Genomic DNA, 14,667 nt, shown 5'->3' with positions numbered 1-14,667 from the left:
TAAGGACTTCATTGCACTATGTCTATTTAACAGCAAATTTAAAACCTCCATTTTAAGAAAATGGAGGTTTTATTATTATTTAATTTTTACAATTATTTTTCCTTTTGCTCTTCCAGACTCTGAATATTCCATTGCTTTTTGCGCATCTTCAAAAGGGAAAACTCGATCGATTACCGGTTTAATTTTTCCGGCTTCAATATAGTTTGCAATAGTACGTAATTGATCCCCGCTTGGCTTCATAAATAAAAATGAATATTGAGCATTATGCTTTTTTTCAAGTGCAGTAAGTTTTTTGCTGGCTAATGAAAATAAGAGAGTTTTAAAGAATCCTGAACCAAATTCTTTACCGAAGCGAGCATTCGGCATGCCTGAAACGGAAACAATGTTTCCTCCCCTTTTTATAATATTGAATGATTTTTCAAGTGTTGCACCGCCGATTGTATCAAATACGGCATCATAATTTTTTAGTATATCTTCAAATTTCTCTGTTTTGTAATTAATAATTTCATCTGCGCCAAGAGACGTTACTAAATTCGCACCAGCTTCACTAGCAGTCGTTGTAACAATGGCACCCATTATTTTTGCTAGCTGAATAGCGAAAGTACCAACACCACCGGATCCGGCGTGAATTAAAATCTTTTGTCCTTTTTGTAATTGCATGATGTCATGTAATGCTTGATATGATGTTAAGCCAACGAGTGGAATCGAAGCAGCTTCCTCAAAACTTAAATTTTTCGGTTTTAAAGCTATATCATCTTCATGAATGGCTATATACTCCGCGAAAGTACCAATCTTATTTTTTCTTGGACGAGCATATATTTCATCACCAACTTTAAAACGAGTTACTTTTGATCCAACCTTCGTGATGACACCGGCAAAGTCGTTACCAAGGATTAGGGGCATTTCATATTTCAGTAACATTTTTACTTTTCCGTCGCGTATTTTAAAATCAATTGGGTTAATGCTAGCTGCATGAATTTCTGCGAGCACTTCATACTCATTTATTTCAGGAGTAGGTACCTCTGCCATACGCATTGGGACTTTTCCATATCTATCAATTATCATTGCTTTCATTTCTTATACCTCCAAGTTTTAATAAAAGTTTTGCAATAGCTTCTCAATATCTAATACAAGATTTTTTAATAAACCTAATTTTGTACGTATATCAATATAATAAAAATTCTTTGTACCTTCTTTTCTCATTAAAATAATGCCAGCTTCTCGTAAAATCTTAAGGTGATGTGATACTGCTGGACGGGAAAGGTGTGTTTGCTTCGTGATTTCTCCTACACGTAATCCTGTTTGACATTCCGTTTCCATTAGCACTAATAAAATAGCTTGACGCGTTTCATCACCAATTGCCAATAATACTTTTTGAGAATCAATAAAATCTTTTTTTATAATATTTAATTGTTCTTGTTTATTCATTTCAATCACTTTGCCTCCAGGTAATTAGTCGAAAGGTTTAAGATGATGAACCATTACTTCGATACGGTAATGCTACATGATTGTTGTATGAGGTGCAATATTGAGAAAGAAAATCGAGACGAATGAATTTTTTATTGTTGAAAATTATAGGGAGATAGAAAAGGGATTGGAAGGACTACATAACACAATAGATGAGGTTTTAAAAACAAAAAATGATGTAACAATAAAATAAGCGGTCGTAACCTTGTATAATCCATAAGGTTACGACCGCTTATAATGTTTGTATTATTTTTGAATTTTACGATAGAACATGGTTCAACGTAAAGTACGTTCTTTTGTTTTACACTTTCATACAGACACAATTCAGGTGGATTATAGATGTATGAAAAGGTAAAAGGAATTTTGGGGCGTAATCTATCTATATGATAATTCAAAATGAAATATAAGTCTATATTTTAATGTTTTTTTTGATTATATTTATGTCACTGAGCTCAGAACAATGATTTGGAGGGGAAATATATGAAATCGAATTATGTACCAGTTTTAATTGTTGGAGGGGGATTATCTGGGTTAGCGTCTGCGTTATTTCTTGCAAAACATAACATTGAGTACTTACTTATTGAAAGGCATCCGTCTACTGCCATTCATCCGAAAGCAGGCGGTCTTACTTTACGTACAATGGAGTTATTTCGAGAATTAGGCTTGGAAAAAAGAATTAAATTGGCAGGTAAAGCATTAGAGAACTGCCGAGGAAGAATAGCGGTTTATACAATAGCTGAGGCGAATAAAGAAGAATTGGAACAAATGAGAGCGACACAATACGGAAACGATGAAGAGTTACTTCAAAAAATAGAAAAGATTAGTCCATCAAAACAAACTGCGTGTTATCAAATTATTTTAGAAGAGATGATGTTACAAGAAGCGAAAACATTAGGCGGGCAACTATCTTTTTATCATGAATTAGTTTCATTTGAACAAAATAAAAACGGGGTAAAAGCAAAGATTCGAAATCGTGAAACAGAAAAAGAAAGTGTCATACATTGTGACTATGTAATTGCAGCAGATGGAGTGAAAAGTAAAATACGTGAGCAGTTAGGGATTAAAACTGAGGGGCGTGGAACCATTGGTGGCTATTATATGAATATTTATTTTGAAGCAGACTTAAGTGAGTTTATACAAGGAGACGCATTCGGTTTTTCTATGGTACTTCATCCAGAGGTTCTTGGTGCACTGATCCCAGTAGATAACGTGAAAAAATGGATTTACCATGTAGCCTACGATCCATTAAAAGGAGAGGGACCAGAGGATTTCACGATGGAACGTTGTAAACAAATTATTGAAATAGCAATTGGAAGTACAAATGTTGAGTCAGAAATATTAAGTGTTTTACCGTGGGAAGCGGCCGAAAGTACAGCAATGAAATTTCAAGGAAATCGAGTCTTTCTAGTTGGAGATTCAGCACATATTATGCCGCCAACAGGCGGATTTGGTTCAAATACAGGAATACAAGATGCGCATAACTTAGCTTGGAAATTAGCGGCTGTTATAAAAGGGAAGGCAAAACCAAAATTGTTAGAAACATATCATGAAGAGAGACACTCTGTTGCAAAATTAACGACAGCTTATGCAAGTAGTTTACTGTTTCGTGCTGCGAAGAGAGAGAAAGGCAGTTTGAATAATATGGATGGTTTAGCTGTTACAGTTGGATATCAGTATTGTTCAGAGGCGATTATAGATAATTCAGTCACTCCACATAGAATGGATAGCATAGAGTTGAACGGAAGACCTGGAACGCGAGCGCCACATTTATGGGGAACGTATGAAGGGAAGAAAGTTTCTACATTAGACTTATTCGGTAACGGTTTTGTATTACTTACAGGAGTAGAAAATAGTTCTTGGGCTGAGGCAGCACATACTGTTTCAGCTAAATTAGGAATACATATAAAAGGGTATCGTGTTGGCTTAAGTGGAGACTTTATTGCTCCAGAAGATATTTTTAGCAAATTATATGGTATAGAGAATGGAGGTGCTGTATTAATTAGACCAGATGGCTTTATCGGATGGCGTTCGGAAAAAACGGTAGTAAATCCAGATATAGTATTGGAAGAGGTAATGAGAAATTTATTATGTGATTTTTAAGTAACTAAAGAAATATTGTTTTATGCGCTTCACTGTACTGAAAAAAATATTCACAAATTTCAATAGGTTTGATATGATTAAATTCGACAAGTTAATAGAGGCCGGAGATATTTGAGAAAAGCCATAAATTTATTTAGGGACACAGGAGTGTATTCTAAATAATTTATGGCTTTTTTTATTGAATGAACCGTACAAAATAGGGAGTTACATGTGAAAAGGAGGGCTATAGAAATTAAATAGGATAATACTAGTTTTCTATATTAATAATATAGAAAACATTTGTAAGATTGGAATTTTAATATAGGTTTATAAAAATAATGAAAGTGTGTCTTCTGTTTCGTGTAAATCTCATTAGCTTGTTGAAATTTGCAACGTAGGAAGGGTTAGAAGAATGAGAAAGATTATTAGCGTTTTAGTTATTTTCTTTATGACTGGAAGTATCTTTGCTGGGGGAGCTGTTCATGCGAAAGCAGAAGGAAAGCATGAATGGAATACGAATAAGCTTTTAAATATTGCACATCGCGGAGCAAGTGGACATGCACCTGAGCATACTTTTGCTTCTTATGATTTAGTGAAAAAAATGAAAGCGGATTATTTAGAGTTAGACATTCAATTAACAAAGGATGGCCAATTAATTGCAATGCATGATACAGCAGTTGATCGCACTACAAATGGAACAGGCGAAGTACGCAATAAAACGTTAAGTGAAATAAAGAGTTTAGATGCTGGATCATGGTTTAATAAAGCGTATCCAGAAAAGGCTAAGCAAGAGTATGTTGGGCAAAAGGTTCCAACTCTTGAAGAAATCTTCCAAAAGTATGGAAGAAGTATGAAGTATTATATTGAAACAAAATCACCAGATGTGTATCCAGGAATGGAAGAGAAATTGTTGGCGTTGTTACAAAAATATAATTTAGTAGGCCAAAACATGTCTTCTAGCCGTGTTATGATTCAATCATTTAGTAAAGATAGTTTGAAAAAGATTCATAGTATGAATGAAAATATTCCGTTAGTTCAATTGCTTTGGTATTATCCAAATGAAAACAATGAAATTGTTGAATGGTCTGGCATTACACATGAACCGAAAAGTGTAACAAATGATGATTTTCAAGAAATTAAAAAGTATGCAGCTGGTATTGGACCAAACTTACGTAATGATAACGGGGAACTAATTATTGATGAGTCCTATATGAAAATGGCTAGGAAAAATGGACTGTTAATTCACCCTTATACAATTAATGAGAAACCAGATATGAGACTGTTAATCAAATGGGGTGCTACAGGAATGTTTACAAATTATCCGGATCGATTACATAGTGTATTGAAGGAAAAATAAGTGGAAAAGGGTATACCAGTGTTTTAGGTATACCCTTTTTAATCTAACTCTCCGATAAACAGAATCTCTTTTTCATAGCATTCATCTGCATCATAAATAATTTCTTGAAAGTGAAGCGTTTTGAAGGAATGACAAACTGACATTTCCCATGTCTCCCAAAAATCAATTTCATTTGAAAGAAGAATCCATTTTTGAAATTCACTATCTCTATTAAAGAAATTATGAAAGTAGTCCTCATTTTTAAATATAATGATTTGCGAATCCCACAAATTATTTATAGAAATCAAAACAACAACTCGATATGTATGTGTATCGCTCGGTTTCATATTTATTAAATGATTTGCTTGATTTAATAAGGTTTGAATACATAACCGTTTTACTTTTCTAGGTGTTTTACGAGAGTCAATAAAAGCTTGCGAAACTGGCAATAGCATATTCCAATATTCATCGTTATAGAAAGTAGAAGGGAACGTTTTTGTATGTTCCTCAATTCGCTTTATCATAGTGTTTGTTTTTCGGTTTATACCACGTATTTTCTTTTCACGCATTGTGAGTCATCTCCATAAATTTTTGTAATGCAGCAGAGTGATATATATCTTTTCTAGTAATAAAAGTAGTAGGAACTTTTTTGAAGCTATTTGGTAAAGGATTGAATGATACGTCATGTTTATGACCACTTAAAATAGACTTCATCATAATTGCTATGCCCATACCTGATTTTACACATGCGAGAATCGCTTCAATTGTTCCAAACTCTAATACTCGCTTAGGTGAAATTCCTTCTTCTTGAAGCCAATCTTCTAATAAATTTCTATAATAGCACCCATGACTAAATGCAAGTAAATTCATGTCTCCTATGTCTTTAAAGGAAGATAAAGGCTTTTTGCTAATGAGAACTAATTCTTCTTCACGAAATATATTTGTATGAAGTTCAGCATGCTGAGTAGAGCCAGCTATAAACGCTCCGTCCAGTTTTCGTTCTAGTACAAGCCTAATCAATTGTTCCGTCGTATTTGATTCTAAAATCAATTCGACTTTTGAGTATTTCTCATAATAGGCTGTTAATATAGATGGAAGTCTTACAGCGGTTGTAGATTCTGTACATCCAATTTTTAAAGTGCCTCTTGGTTCGATCCCATTACTTTGAACTGCTTTAACAGATTGATCCATTAAGTAGATAATTTGTTTGGCGTATGTTAATAAAATCTCACCGTTAGAAGTTAAAGTTACACCTTTTCCGTTTCGGTAAAATAAAGGCACACCTAATTCGTTTTCTAGTTGTTTCATACGCATTGTTACGCCAGACTGTACATAGTTTAAATTTTTAGCTGCGTGAGATATGTTTTTTTCTTTCGCAACTTCGTAAAATACAGTTAAATCTTTTATATCCAAGTATCATCCCTCCAGAAAAGGTATCATTTTTTTTGATGAATTACATGATAAATCTTTATTTTATATGATATCAGAACTTTCATACAATGGAAGGGGATGGAGGGATTATTGTGTTAATGGAAGAAAGGGTGAATAGTACTTATAAGTGGGTTATGTTAATTTTTGCGACGGTTGCTCAAACAACAGCGACACTTATAACGTATGGTGTTGGAGCGTTTGCTTTATTTTGGAAAGAAGAATATGCACTTACGAATACGGAGATTGGATTGTTAGTAAGTGTTGTAAATATAGGACCGCTATTTTGTATACTTTTTGTCGGGCGGCTACTTGATCAATACAATGAAAAGTTGTTAATTTCGATAAGTTCATTTTTACTAGGAGGTTCGTTTTTACTGACTAATATGGTCAATGGATTTAATGGGTTACTCTTTGTACTTTTATTAGTAGGAACGTTTTATAGTGTTTCGCAGCCAGGAGGAAGTAAGGTGATAATGAAGTGGTTCTCAAAAGAAAATCGCGGGTTAGCGATGGGGATTAGACAAGCCGGTATACCGATTGGTGGTACATTAGCGGGAGTATTGATCCCGTTTCTTACAATAAAATATAATATGGCCTATGCGGTAAATAGTATTGCATGTATTTGTATAATTGGAGGGTTTTTATTTTTTATATTTTATAAGGAACCATATATTCAAGAGAAAGTTAAACAAGAACGTAGTAAACTTTCTTTTTGGATGCAGTTAAAAGAAGTGATGTGTAAAAAAGAGTTATATGCAATTTATATAACTGGCATTTGTATGATTTCATTGCAAATGGTGTTAGTTGCGCACTTTATAAAATTTTTAGTATTGGAACAATCAATCACGCCAATTTTAGCTGGAAAAGTATTTTCCGTTATGTTCTTTTCTGGAATGGTTGGTAGGGTTATATTAGCAGCTACTAGTGATTTATTTTATAAGGGGAATAGGCGTACCCTCTTATTTATAACTGTTTGTATTTCTATTTTCTTCATTCTAATATTAGTAATGAGCATACATACAATAACGAATGTATTGTATGGTGTAAGTGCATTGTTAGGGTTCTTTGCAATTGGATGGTTTAGCCTTTTCATAACTGAAGTTGCGGAATCAGCAAGTGAAGAATCGGTAGGGATGACAGTGAGTTTTGCACTTACATTAAATCAAATTGCCATTATTGCTGCGCCTGCTTTATTTGGTTATATTGTAGATAAGAAGGGATATACGTATGCGTGGTTATGCATAGTTGTATTACTAACTATTTCAGCGGTTAGCTTATATAGGAAGTATAGAAAATGAAGGAATGTTAGCAATGTAAATTTTTTATGAAGAAAGTCTAAAGAAATGTTGAATTAGCGACATTTCTTTTTTATTTGTTGTAGAATCAAAATGTAAATGAGATTCGTTTTCAATTTCGTTCATTACCTCTTTTGAAATTACCTGTAATTTTAGCCATAATTAGCTGTTTTTCTTTATCATTATTTGCATGATTTATTTTATTTAAAAATTTTTCAGCATCATTTCCTTTTAATACCATAATCTGTTTTCTGTAATATTCAATTAATACCATGTTTTTTTGTTATCCGATAATGAAACATCTTATCATCTAAACGATTGCGTTTATCGGTGTTTTTCATATTACATCTCCATTCTTTTTAGTATGTAACAAATGTTACAAAAGAATTTGAAATTATAGTGTAATGCATCCGATTGTATGTTGGAAATTTTGCAAGAAAGAAATACAATAGAGAGTAGTCAAAATTGAAAATGAGAAAAAGGAATCTAGTTTTAACAGAGTGAATATTAAATAATATTATAATATACTTGATAATTAAAAGATATAAAATAGAATGGATGTACGTTAAGTGAAACTAGATAAAAGAGGGTTCCTAGTATGTTAAAGAAATGGTTAATCGTTCTCTTTATTTTTGCTGTTTTTTGTGGAAGTGTTGTTACACTAATACATGCAAATAAAGGAAAAAAATATGATACAAAGGCATTTTCTAATGTAAATAGTAAGCAAAAAGATGTTAAGCAGGAAGTTGATGCGAATGAGAAAAAGCGTTATGAAATTGCAGCTGGAAAACTAGATCAGTACTTAAAAGATAAAGGGTTTAATGGGAGTGTTCTTGTAGCAAGTAAAGGTCATGTAATTTTACGAAAAGGCTACGGTTATGCGAATGTGAAAGATCAAGTATTAACAACGCCAAGAACGAAATATCGCATTGGGTCTATTACGAAAACAGTAGTTGCAATATCTATTATGCAACTAAAAGAAAAAGGGAAGTTGAACATTGAAGACAATGTAAATAAATATATCCCATCGTTTCCAGCAGATAAAAATATTACGTTACGAAACTTGTTAACACATACGTCTGGATTACCAGAACAGGGACAAGGTAGTGTTGACGCAGCATCACGGTTAAAATTAGTAACGTGGATTGGGGCACAAACGTTACAATTTCCAGCAGGGACAGGATGGAAATATACAGATTATAATTATATGGTGCTTGCATATATTGTAGAAAAAATATCGAATAAACCACTTGCTGAATATGTGAAAGAAAATATTTTGACTCCCGTTGAAATGAATGAATCTGGAATGGGCGCAACACTTCCAGAAGATATTTTCTTAGCAGAAGGGTATACGAAAAAAGATAATAAGTTAATAGCCACGCCGCGCTTAAAAATGAACTGGCTGTATGGTTGTGGTGAAATGTATACGACTGTTGAAGATATGAAAAAGTTAGATGAAGCTATTATGGATGGTAAACTACTTTCTAAACAAAGTGTATCAGATATGTTTTCTGCATCACCTGCAAGAAAATATGGATTTAGTTTCTATATTTACCCAGATTATTATCATAACCACGGTGTATTAGCTGGCTGGAACACTTTTAATAATTTTAACTGGGATAAACGAACGTTTGTCATATTATTTTCTAACGTCCAAAATGGTATGAATGACGCATTTAATCAAGAATTCAGGAAAATGGCGAATGATTTAATAGAAGGAAAATAATTATAAAAAATCGGTATTGATATGTAATTATCAATACCGATTTTTTTATTTTGTAAAGTTTTACTTACTGAATAAAGTGAAACTTTATTCAGTGGAGGGGCTTTGTTCATCCCCACTGAGTAGAAGCCCTCATCAATCGGGCTTTTACGGACAGCAGGGCCCCCACCTAACTTTTTTGCTTCCGCTGAATTTTGAGGTGAGGGTCTTACTGCACATAAATAGCGGGATAAATAGGTAAGAAAGGTGATTGACATATGAATAAATCTAAATAGGTAGTTAAATGCTAAGTAATGCAAAGAACAATTGGTAATTTTTACATTGATAAAAAAGCTTGAGCTTCACACTATGTGAAGCTTTATATTATTGGAGACAAGAACAGGAGGTTGAAAAAATGAAAAAAGCAATAAAGTTTTGTTTAATAGCTACATTATCTACAACAATTATTAGTGGATGCTCTTTTGAGGGTAACAATGAAAATGTTAAAGGGAAAGAAGGGGAAAAAGTAGAGGTACAGAAAAATGCTGGGAAATATACGATGCCAGATGAAAAAGATAAACATGAAGGTACATGGCTGCAATGGCCACATGAATACACATATGGTGAAGAGTATAAGAAGGAAGTTGAACCTATTTGGGTTAAGATGGCAAGTGCTTTAACTGAGGGTGAGAAAGTCCACATTGTTGCATATGACCAGGAAGAAAAAGAAAGAATCAATAACCTTTTAACAGATGAAGGGTTAAATATGGAGAAGATTGATTTCTTTATCGCGCCTACTGATGATGTATGGGCAAGGGACAGTGGACCAATTTTTGTTTATGACAGCAATAAAAATCTCAAAATATTAGATCCAGCATTTAATGGTTGGGGGAAGAAAACACCTTATAAAAATGATGCTCAAATACGTAAGAATGTGAGTAAACAATCAGGAATTGAAAGAATTGATTGGGGGAAATTTGTCCTTGAAGGCGGCGCAATTGAATTAGACAGCAATGGGACTGCGTTATTAACTCGAAGTGCGGTAACGAATAAAAATAGAAATCCTGATTTATCAGAAAAGGAGATTGAAAAATATATAAGTGATCTTGGGGTATCAAACTTTATTTGGTTAGACGGAGTACCTAATTTAGATATTACGGACTTTCATATTGATGGATTTGCTAAATTCCATAATAAATCTACCATTGTAACGATGAAAGAAGATGACCTAGCTGAATGGGGTTTATCCAATAAAGATATGGATACATTGTTAGATGCCAAAAATGCTTTAGGACAGAAATATAAGTATGAATACTTGCCGCTTAGTAAAGAAAAGGTTGCTTTAGAGAATGGAAAAACTCTCGATTATAAGGGATCGTATATCAATTATTATATTGGGAATACAGTTGTATTAGTGCCTAATTATAATGATCCGAATGATAAAATCGCAAACGATACGATTCAGAAGTTATACCCAGATCGTAAAGTAGTCGGTATTGATGTGAGGGAGTTGTATAAAAACGGCGGTATGATACATTGTGTGACACAACAACAACCAATTGCATTGAAGTAATTAATTGTAATTTCGTTGTGCTGCTATATAGACAAAATAGGTGGAATCTTATTACCTATTTTGTCATTCCTTATTATTTATAAAAATAAATTTAAATATAATGATGAATGAATTGTAGTGTATATTCGCTTTTCGTTTTATATGGTAAAGGAGAAAAATGTTTGTGTTAAAGAATTTTAAAATAGTGTTTTCGTATTTCCCTATCGTTTTACAGTACATTTTAAATGTAGCTTTAATTTGCTTAGGGGTTGTTCTAAGTGTGTTTCTTATGAAAGAAGTCATTCAGTTTATGCAAGAACTGAAATTGGATGGTAATGAATCTAGTTATCATTTAATTGATAGTATCGTCGTATTCTTTCTGTACTTCGAGTTCATCGTAATGATTATAAAGTATTTTCAAATGAATTTTCATTTTCCATTACGATATTTTATATATATAGGTATAACAGCTATTGTGCGTCTCATCATTATAGATCACGATAGTCCGTTAGATTTATTGTTATATGCCTGTGCGATCTTTGTATTAATTAGTGCATTGTTCATTGCGAATTCTAAAATGATGCGTCGGGATTTAGAATAGTAAACATTTGTTGTTGAATTAAATAAGATATTTTATCTTTTTGCAAAAAAGGAGTAACGGTATTGAAAGAAATAATCTTAACCAGCCTCATAATGATAGGGTTTATGATTCTATTATTTAATTGTATACTTTCATGATTTAAAAGAATAAAAGGTTAATAGAGAAAGAGGTTTTTGTAAATATGGTTCATTACAATAATCAAAATAGTTTACATCAAATATTTACATTAAAAGGGACAATTATAAGAGATATTTTCCCACAAATCGTATTATATACGTGTATTTCAACGATAGTAGCTGTGATTAATTATTACTATACAGAAATAAATATAAATCAGACTCCTTGGGTAATCGTCGGAGGAGCTTTAGGATTACTATTAGTGTTTCGTACGAATACTGCCTATGATCGGTACTGGGAAGGTAGAAAGCTGTTTGGCGCGATTGGTGCTTGTACTAGAAATTTAGCAATTAGTTTTTTGTGTCATTGGGATTCTAAAGGGAAGAGTATGGAGCAGGAAAAAATAAAATTTTTACATCTATTAATTGCATTTCCAAAGTTAGCGAAAGGACACTTGAGAGAGGAAAAAGATTTATCTGAAGTGAAATCATTGCTTGCTGTCTGTTCTGAGAAGGAAAAAGCATTTTTGGTTGAGTCCAATCATTTACCGATTAGTATAGTTTTTATGTTGAAAACTATACTATCAAAAGGTTTGAAAACGGGGCAAATTCATCCAAATGCGATAATTAGTATGGAAACAGATTTGAATACGTTACTTACATCTGTGGGTGGATGTGATCGTATCAAAACAACACCTATTCCTTTTGCATATTTTGCTCATATAAAAATTTTATTGATTATATTTTGTGCAACTTTACCGATTGGTCTTGTTGATAGTCTCGGATGGTTTACAGTACTTGCGACTACGTTTATAAGTTTTGCATTCATAGGTATTGAAGCAATAGGGGTTGAAATTGAAGATCCCTTTGGTCAGGATCCAAATGATCTTCCGCTAGAAGGAATTTGTATAGGAGTAGAAGCGCATTTGGTGAATCTATATAATCAAAATGATCTATTAGAAGTAATGGGTTTGAATCTTGATAAAAAAATCATTTAATCATTTATTGTTGTTTTAAAATAGGTTATTTAAAAACTTGTCAAGAGTCAATTTAAGGCTTAACGTCAGCTTTATATTTTTTATATAAATATATAATATTCCTCCATGCTATAATCCATTCATGAAATGTACATGTTGCATGAGTTGGAATAAAAAAGACATGAATTGAGGATTAGTTGGCTTTGTGAAATCAATTATGTAACTACTATTAAAAAGCGAGGTAAATAATATGGAACAAAAACATAATGGAATTATTTTTACTGCAATACCAGACGAATCGAATGAATATTATCAACCATTTTATGAAGACTTGATTTACTTTAATGAATGTTTAAATGAAAAGAAATCAATTGCGGATCAACTTATATCTTTATCTGTTGAAGAACAAGACTTTCATACGAGCTGTTTTGAGTATGATGATATTTGGCTAAGAGATGTTGCACCGGTTGTCACAAATCATCTAGTTAAATTTAAATATCGACCAAATTATTTGCCAGATGATCAAGGGCGATATTTAGATCAACAGTTTAATAAATGGTTGAAAAAGAATGACTTTGAATATGTGAAATCCCCATTAATATTAGATGGTGGTAATCTTATTTGGAATAAAAAAGATACCGTAATATTAACAGAACGTATATTTGATGATAACGATGATTGGACAGAAGAGGAAATTATTGAGCAGTTAGAATGGGATTTAGATGTGAGCCGAGTTATTATTATTCCTGCTGAAGAAGGGGATGTACTAGCACACGCAGACGGAATGGTTAAATTTATTGATGAACATACAATGTTTATTAGTGATTTTTTAGGGGATCATGAATTTAGATATAGTGTTCAAGAGATTATTCAAGAACAAATGCCAGAAGCTGAATTTATAGTTGTTCCTTCATCATATACAGAGAAAGGACAATATGATCAAGAGATAGCATCAGCAAAAGGGTTGTATATAAATATGTTAGAATCATGTGATGCTCTTTATGTTCCTAAGTTTGGACTAGCTAAAGATGAGGAAGTTTTACGATATATTCAACAGTATACGGAGAAGCAAGTTATTCAAATTCATGTAGGAGAAATATCAACAATGGGAGGCGCAATGAATTGTTTAACGTGGTATTGTCCAAGCCATTTGTTATCTTCAAAAATGAGAAGATTAAAAAATCAGAATGAAGATTTTTCAATGAAGAAGATTTTTGATTGGTTTTAATAAATAAGTAATGAAAAGAAAATCTATTCAAGGAGTATTGATATGTATACCATCGCTGAGTTTTCTCGGATTTGTAAAATGAGTACGCGGATGTTAAGACATTATGACAAAGAGGAGATATTAAAACCGGCATATGTGAATCCGGTTAATGGGTATAGGTATTATGAACAAGAGCAGCTGGAAGTAGCGTTGAAAATCAAAAAGTTAAGGGAGTATAAATTTCCTCTTCCAAAAATTAAAATTGTTTTGCAGTCATCAGATCAAGATTCGTTTGTTCAACATATACAATCACAAATTATCGAGTTGTCTCATGAAGTGAAGCAAAATTTACAGGTTATTTCAGAAATGAATGAAATGGTAAAGGTGAATAGTAGTCTAAATATTGCTCGTCATAGAAATTACGATATATTAATGGGAATGAGGAATGAAGTAACGATAATTACTCAAAGAGTAAAAATAGATATAGATGATATGGATGATTATTTTTATGACTTATATGAAGAGGTACAAAAAAATAATTTTCAAATAGTCGGTTCACCATCTGCAGTCTTTTATGATGAAGAATATATTCCAAGTAACAGTGATATTGAATTAAGAATCCCGGTTATGCAGGGGAATGATGAAGACGTAGCACAAGAGTATGAAATGAAACAACTAAGTCCACATCATATCGTTACTACTATGCATTATGGAAGTTACGACTATATAGGTTACGCTTATATAGCGTTAGAAGAATGGATTGAAAGAAATGGGTATGTGATAATTAATTCGCCATATGAGGTTTATATAAAGGGACCTGAATGTGATTGTTTAGCAGAAGAGTATGTGACACAAATTTGTTTTTTAGTTACGAAAATAGAATGAGAATAAGGATTGACATTAA

Annotated in this window: 15 protein-coding genes; 10 read left to right on the top strand and 5 right to left on the bottom strand. The window is 32.6% G+C overall.

The features are described 5' to 3' along the window. Window positions 1-75: 75 nt before the first annotated feature. Window positions 76-1,074, bottom strand: coding sequence for an NADP-dependent oxidoreductase (locus V7S45_RS17085; protein ID WP_000646438.1), 999 nt, complete (start codon window positions 1,072-1,074; stop codon window positions 76-78). An 18-nt stretch (window positions 1,075-1,092) separates the two neighbouring features. Further along, window positions 1,093-1,437, bottom strand: coding sequence for a metalloregulator ArsR/SmtB family transcription factor (locus V7S45_RS17080; protein ID WP_000571870.1), 345 nt, complete (start codon window positions 1,435-1,437; stop codon window positions 1,093-1,095). A 91-nt stretch (window positions 1,438-1,528) separates the two neighbouring features. Here V7S45_RS17080 and V7S45_RS17075 point away from each other — a divergent pair, with 91 nt between their 5' ends. The 3 genes from V7S45_RS17075 (at window position 1,529) to V7S45_RS17065 (ending at window position 4,903) form a co-directional block, all read left to right on the top strand. Further along, window positions 1,529-1,660: a hypothetical protein gene (locus tag V7S45_RS17075; protein WP_001227549.1), complete on the top strand. Its 132-nt coding sequence runs from the start codon at window positions 1,529-1,531 to the stop codon at window positions 1,658-1,660. 287 nt (window positions 1,661-1,947) lie between these two features. After that, complete coding sequence (locus V7S45_RS17070; RefSeq protein WP_000841681.1) at window positions 1,948-3,567, top strand: FAD-dependent monooxygenase; 1,620 nt, start codon at window positions 1,948-1,950, stop codon at window positions 3,565-3,567. Between the two features lie 391 nt (window positions 3,568-3,958). Further along, the gene (locus V7S45_RS17065) at window positions 3,959-4,903 is read left to right on the top strand and encodes a glycerophosphodiester phosphodiesterase (RefSeq protein ID WP_001226350.1); all 945 of its coding nucleotides are present in this window, start codon (window positions 3,959-3,961) and stop codon (window positions 4,901-4,903) included. Window positions 4,904-4,941: 38 nt separating this feature from the next. On the opposite strand, the gene V7S45_RS17060 is transcribed toward V7S45_RS17065, so the two are convergent. Continuing rightward, a complete protein-coding gene (locus tag V7S45_RS17060; RefSeq protein ID WP_001208320.1) occupies window positions 4,942-5,451 on the bottom strand; it encodes a DUF3916 domain-containing protein in 510 nt (169 codons plus the stop codon). Continuing rightward, on the bottom strand, window positions 5,444-6,295 hold the full coding sequence (locus tag V7S45_RS17055) for a LysR family transcriptional regulator (RefSeq protein ID WP_000351693.1): 852 nt from the start codon (window positions 6,293-6,295) through the stop codon (window positions 5,444-5,446). Before V7S45_RS17055 ends, V7S45_RS17060 begins: the two co-directional genes overlap by 8 nt. A gap of 86 nt (window positions 6,296-6,381) precedes the next feature. Between V7S45_RS17055 and V7S45_RS17050 the strand changes: the two genes are divergently transcribed. Beyond that, window positions 6,382-7,611, top strand: a complete 1,230-nt coding sequence (locus V7S45_RS17050; protein ID WP_033689829.1) for an MFS transporter — start codon at window positions 6,382-6,384, stop codon at window positions 7,609-7,611. Window positions 7,612-7,720: 109 nt separating this feature from the next. On the opposite strand, the gene V7S45_RS17045 is transcribed toward V7S45_RS17050, so the two are convergent. Continuing rightward, window positions 7,721-7,882 (bottom strand): hypothetical protein, encoded by a 162-nt coding sequence (locus tag V7S45_RS17045; protein ID WP_002164471.1) that lies wholly within the window; start codon window positions 7,880-7,882, stop codon window positions 7,721-7,723. Between the two features lie 324 nt (window positions 7,883-8,206). On the opposite strand from V7S45_RS17045, the gene V7S45_RS17040 reads away from it, so the two are divergent. The 6 genes from V7S45_RS17040 to V7S45_RS17015 all read left to right on the top strand — a co-directional run bounded on the left by V7S45_RS17040 (window position 8,207) and on the right by V7S45_RS17015 (window position 14,648). Continuing rightward, on the top strand, window positions 8,207-9,334 hold the full coding sequence (locus tag V7S45_RS17040) for a serine hydrolase domain-containing protein (protein ID WP_000915224.1): 1,128 nt from the start codon (window positions 8,207-8,209) through the stop codon (window positions 9,332-9,334). A 391-nt stretch (window positions 9,335-9,725) separates the two neighbouring features. Next, window positions 9,726-10,883, top strand: a complete 1,158-nt coding sequence (locus tag V7S45_RS17035) for an agmatine deiminase family protein (RefSeq protein WP_342761430.1) — start codon at window positions 9,726-9,728, stop codon at window positions 10,881-10,883. Window positions 10,884-11,046: 163 nt separating this feature from the next. After that, a complete protein-coding gene (psiE, locus tag V7S45_RS17030) occupies window positions 11,047-11,463 on the top strand; it encodes a phosphate-starvation-inducible protein PsiE (protein WP_000916574.1) in 417 nt (138 codons plus the stop codon). Between the two features lie 181 nt (window positions 11,464-11,644). Continuing rightward, window positions 11,645-12,577 (top strand): bestrophin family ion channel, encoded by a 933-nt coding sequence (locus tag V7S45_RS17025; RefSeq protein WP_000233820.1) that lies wholly within the window; start codon window positions 11,645-11,647, stop codon window positions 12,575-12,577. 229 nt (window positions 12,578-12,806) lie between these two features. After that, window positions 12,807-13,784, top strand: coding sequence for an agmatine deiminase family protein (locus V7S45_RS17020; protein ID WP_000435520.1), 978 nt, complete (start codon window positions 12,807-12,809; stop codon window positions 13,782-13,784). A gap of 42 nt (window positions 13,785-13,826) precedes the next feature. Then, a complete protein-coding gene (locus V7S45_RS17015; RefSeq protein WP_000287978.1) occupies window positions 13,827-14,648 on the top strand; it encodes a MerR family transcriptional regulator in 822 nt (273 codons plus the stop codon). Window positions 14,649-14,667: the final 19 nt, after the last annotated feature.

The organism is Bacillus sp. BR3(2024) (genome assembly GCF_039134555.1).
Lineage (GTDB): Bacteria > Bacillota > Bacilli > Bacillales > Bacillaceae_G > Bacillus_A > Bacillus_A cereus.
Note: the sequence above shows the minus strand (reverse complement) of the source record. Positions and strands in the feature narration are given on the sequence as shown.

Bases quoted from the DNA above. Each gene is read 5' to 3' on its own strand.
- V7S45_RS17050 (WP_033689829.1), top strand. From the start codon at position 6,382: ATGGAAGGGGATGGAGGGATTATTGTGTTAATGGAAGAAAGGGTGAAT.
- V7S45_RS17070 (WP_000841681.1), top strand. From the start codon at position 1,948: ATGAAATCGAATTATGTACCAGTTTTAATTGTTGGAGGGGGATTATCT.
- V7S45_RS17025 (WP_000233820.1), top strand. From the start codon at position 11,645: ATGGTTCATTACAATAATCAAAATAGTTTACATCAAATATTTACATTA.
- V7S45_RS17015 (WP_000287978.1), top strand. From the start codon at position 13,827: ATGTATACCATCGCTGAGTTTTCTCGGATTTGTAAAATGAGTACGCGG.
- V7S45_RS17035 (WP_342761430.1), top strand. From the start codon at position 9,726: ATGAAAAAAGCAATAAAGTTTTGTTTAATAGCTACATTATCTACAACA.
- V7S45_RS17040 (WP_000915224.1), top strand. From the start codon at position 8,207: ATGTTAAAGAAATGGTTAATCGTTCTCTTTATTTTTGCTGTTTTTTGT.
- V7S45_RS17060 (WP_001208320.1), bottom strand. From the start codon at position 5,451: ATGCGTGAAAAGAAAATACGTGGTATAAACCGAAAAACAAACACTATG.
- V7S45_RS17045 (WP_002164471.1), bottom strand. From the start codon at position 7,882: ATGGTATTAATTGAATATTACAGAAAACAGATTATGGTATTAAAAGGA.
- V7S45_RS17020 (WP_000435520.1), top strand. From the start codon at position 12,807: ATGGAACAAAAACATAATGGAATTATTTTTACTGCAATACCAGACGAA.
- V7S45_RS17065 (WP_001226350.1), top strand. From the start codon at position 3,959: ATGAGAAAGATTATTAGCGTTTTAGTTATTTTCTTTATGACTGGAAGT.
- V7S45_RS17085 (WP_000646438.1), bottom strand. From the start codon at position 1,074: ATGAAAGCAATGATAATTGATAGATATGGAAAAGTCCCAATGCGTATG.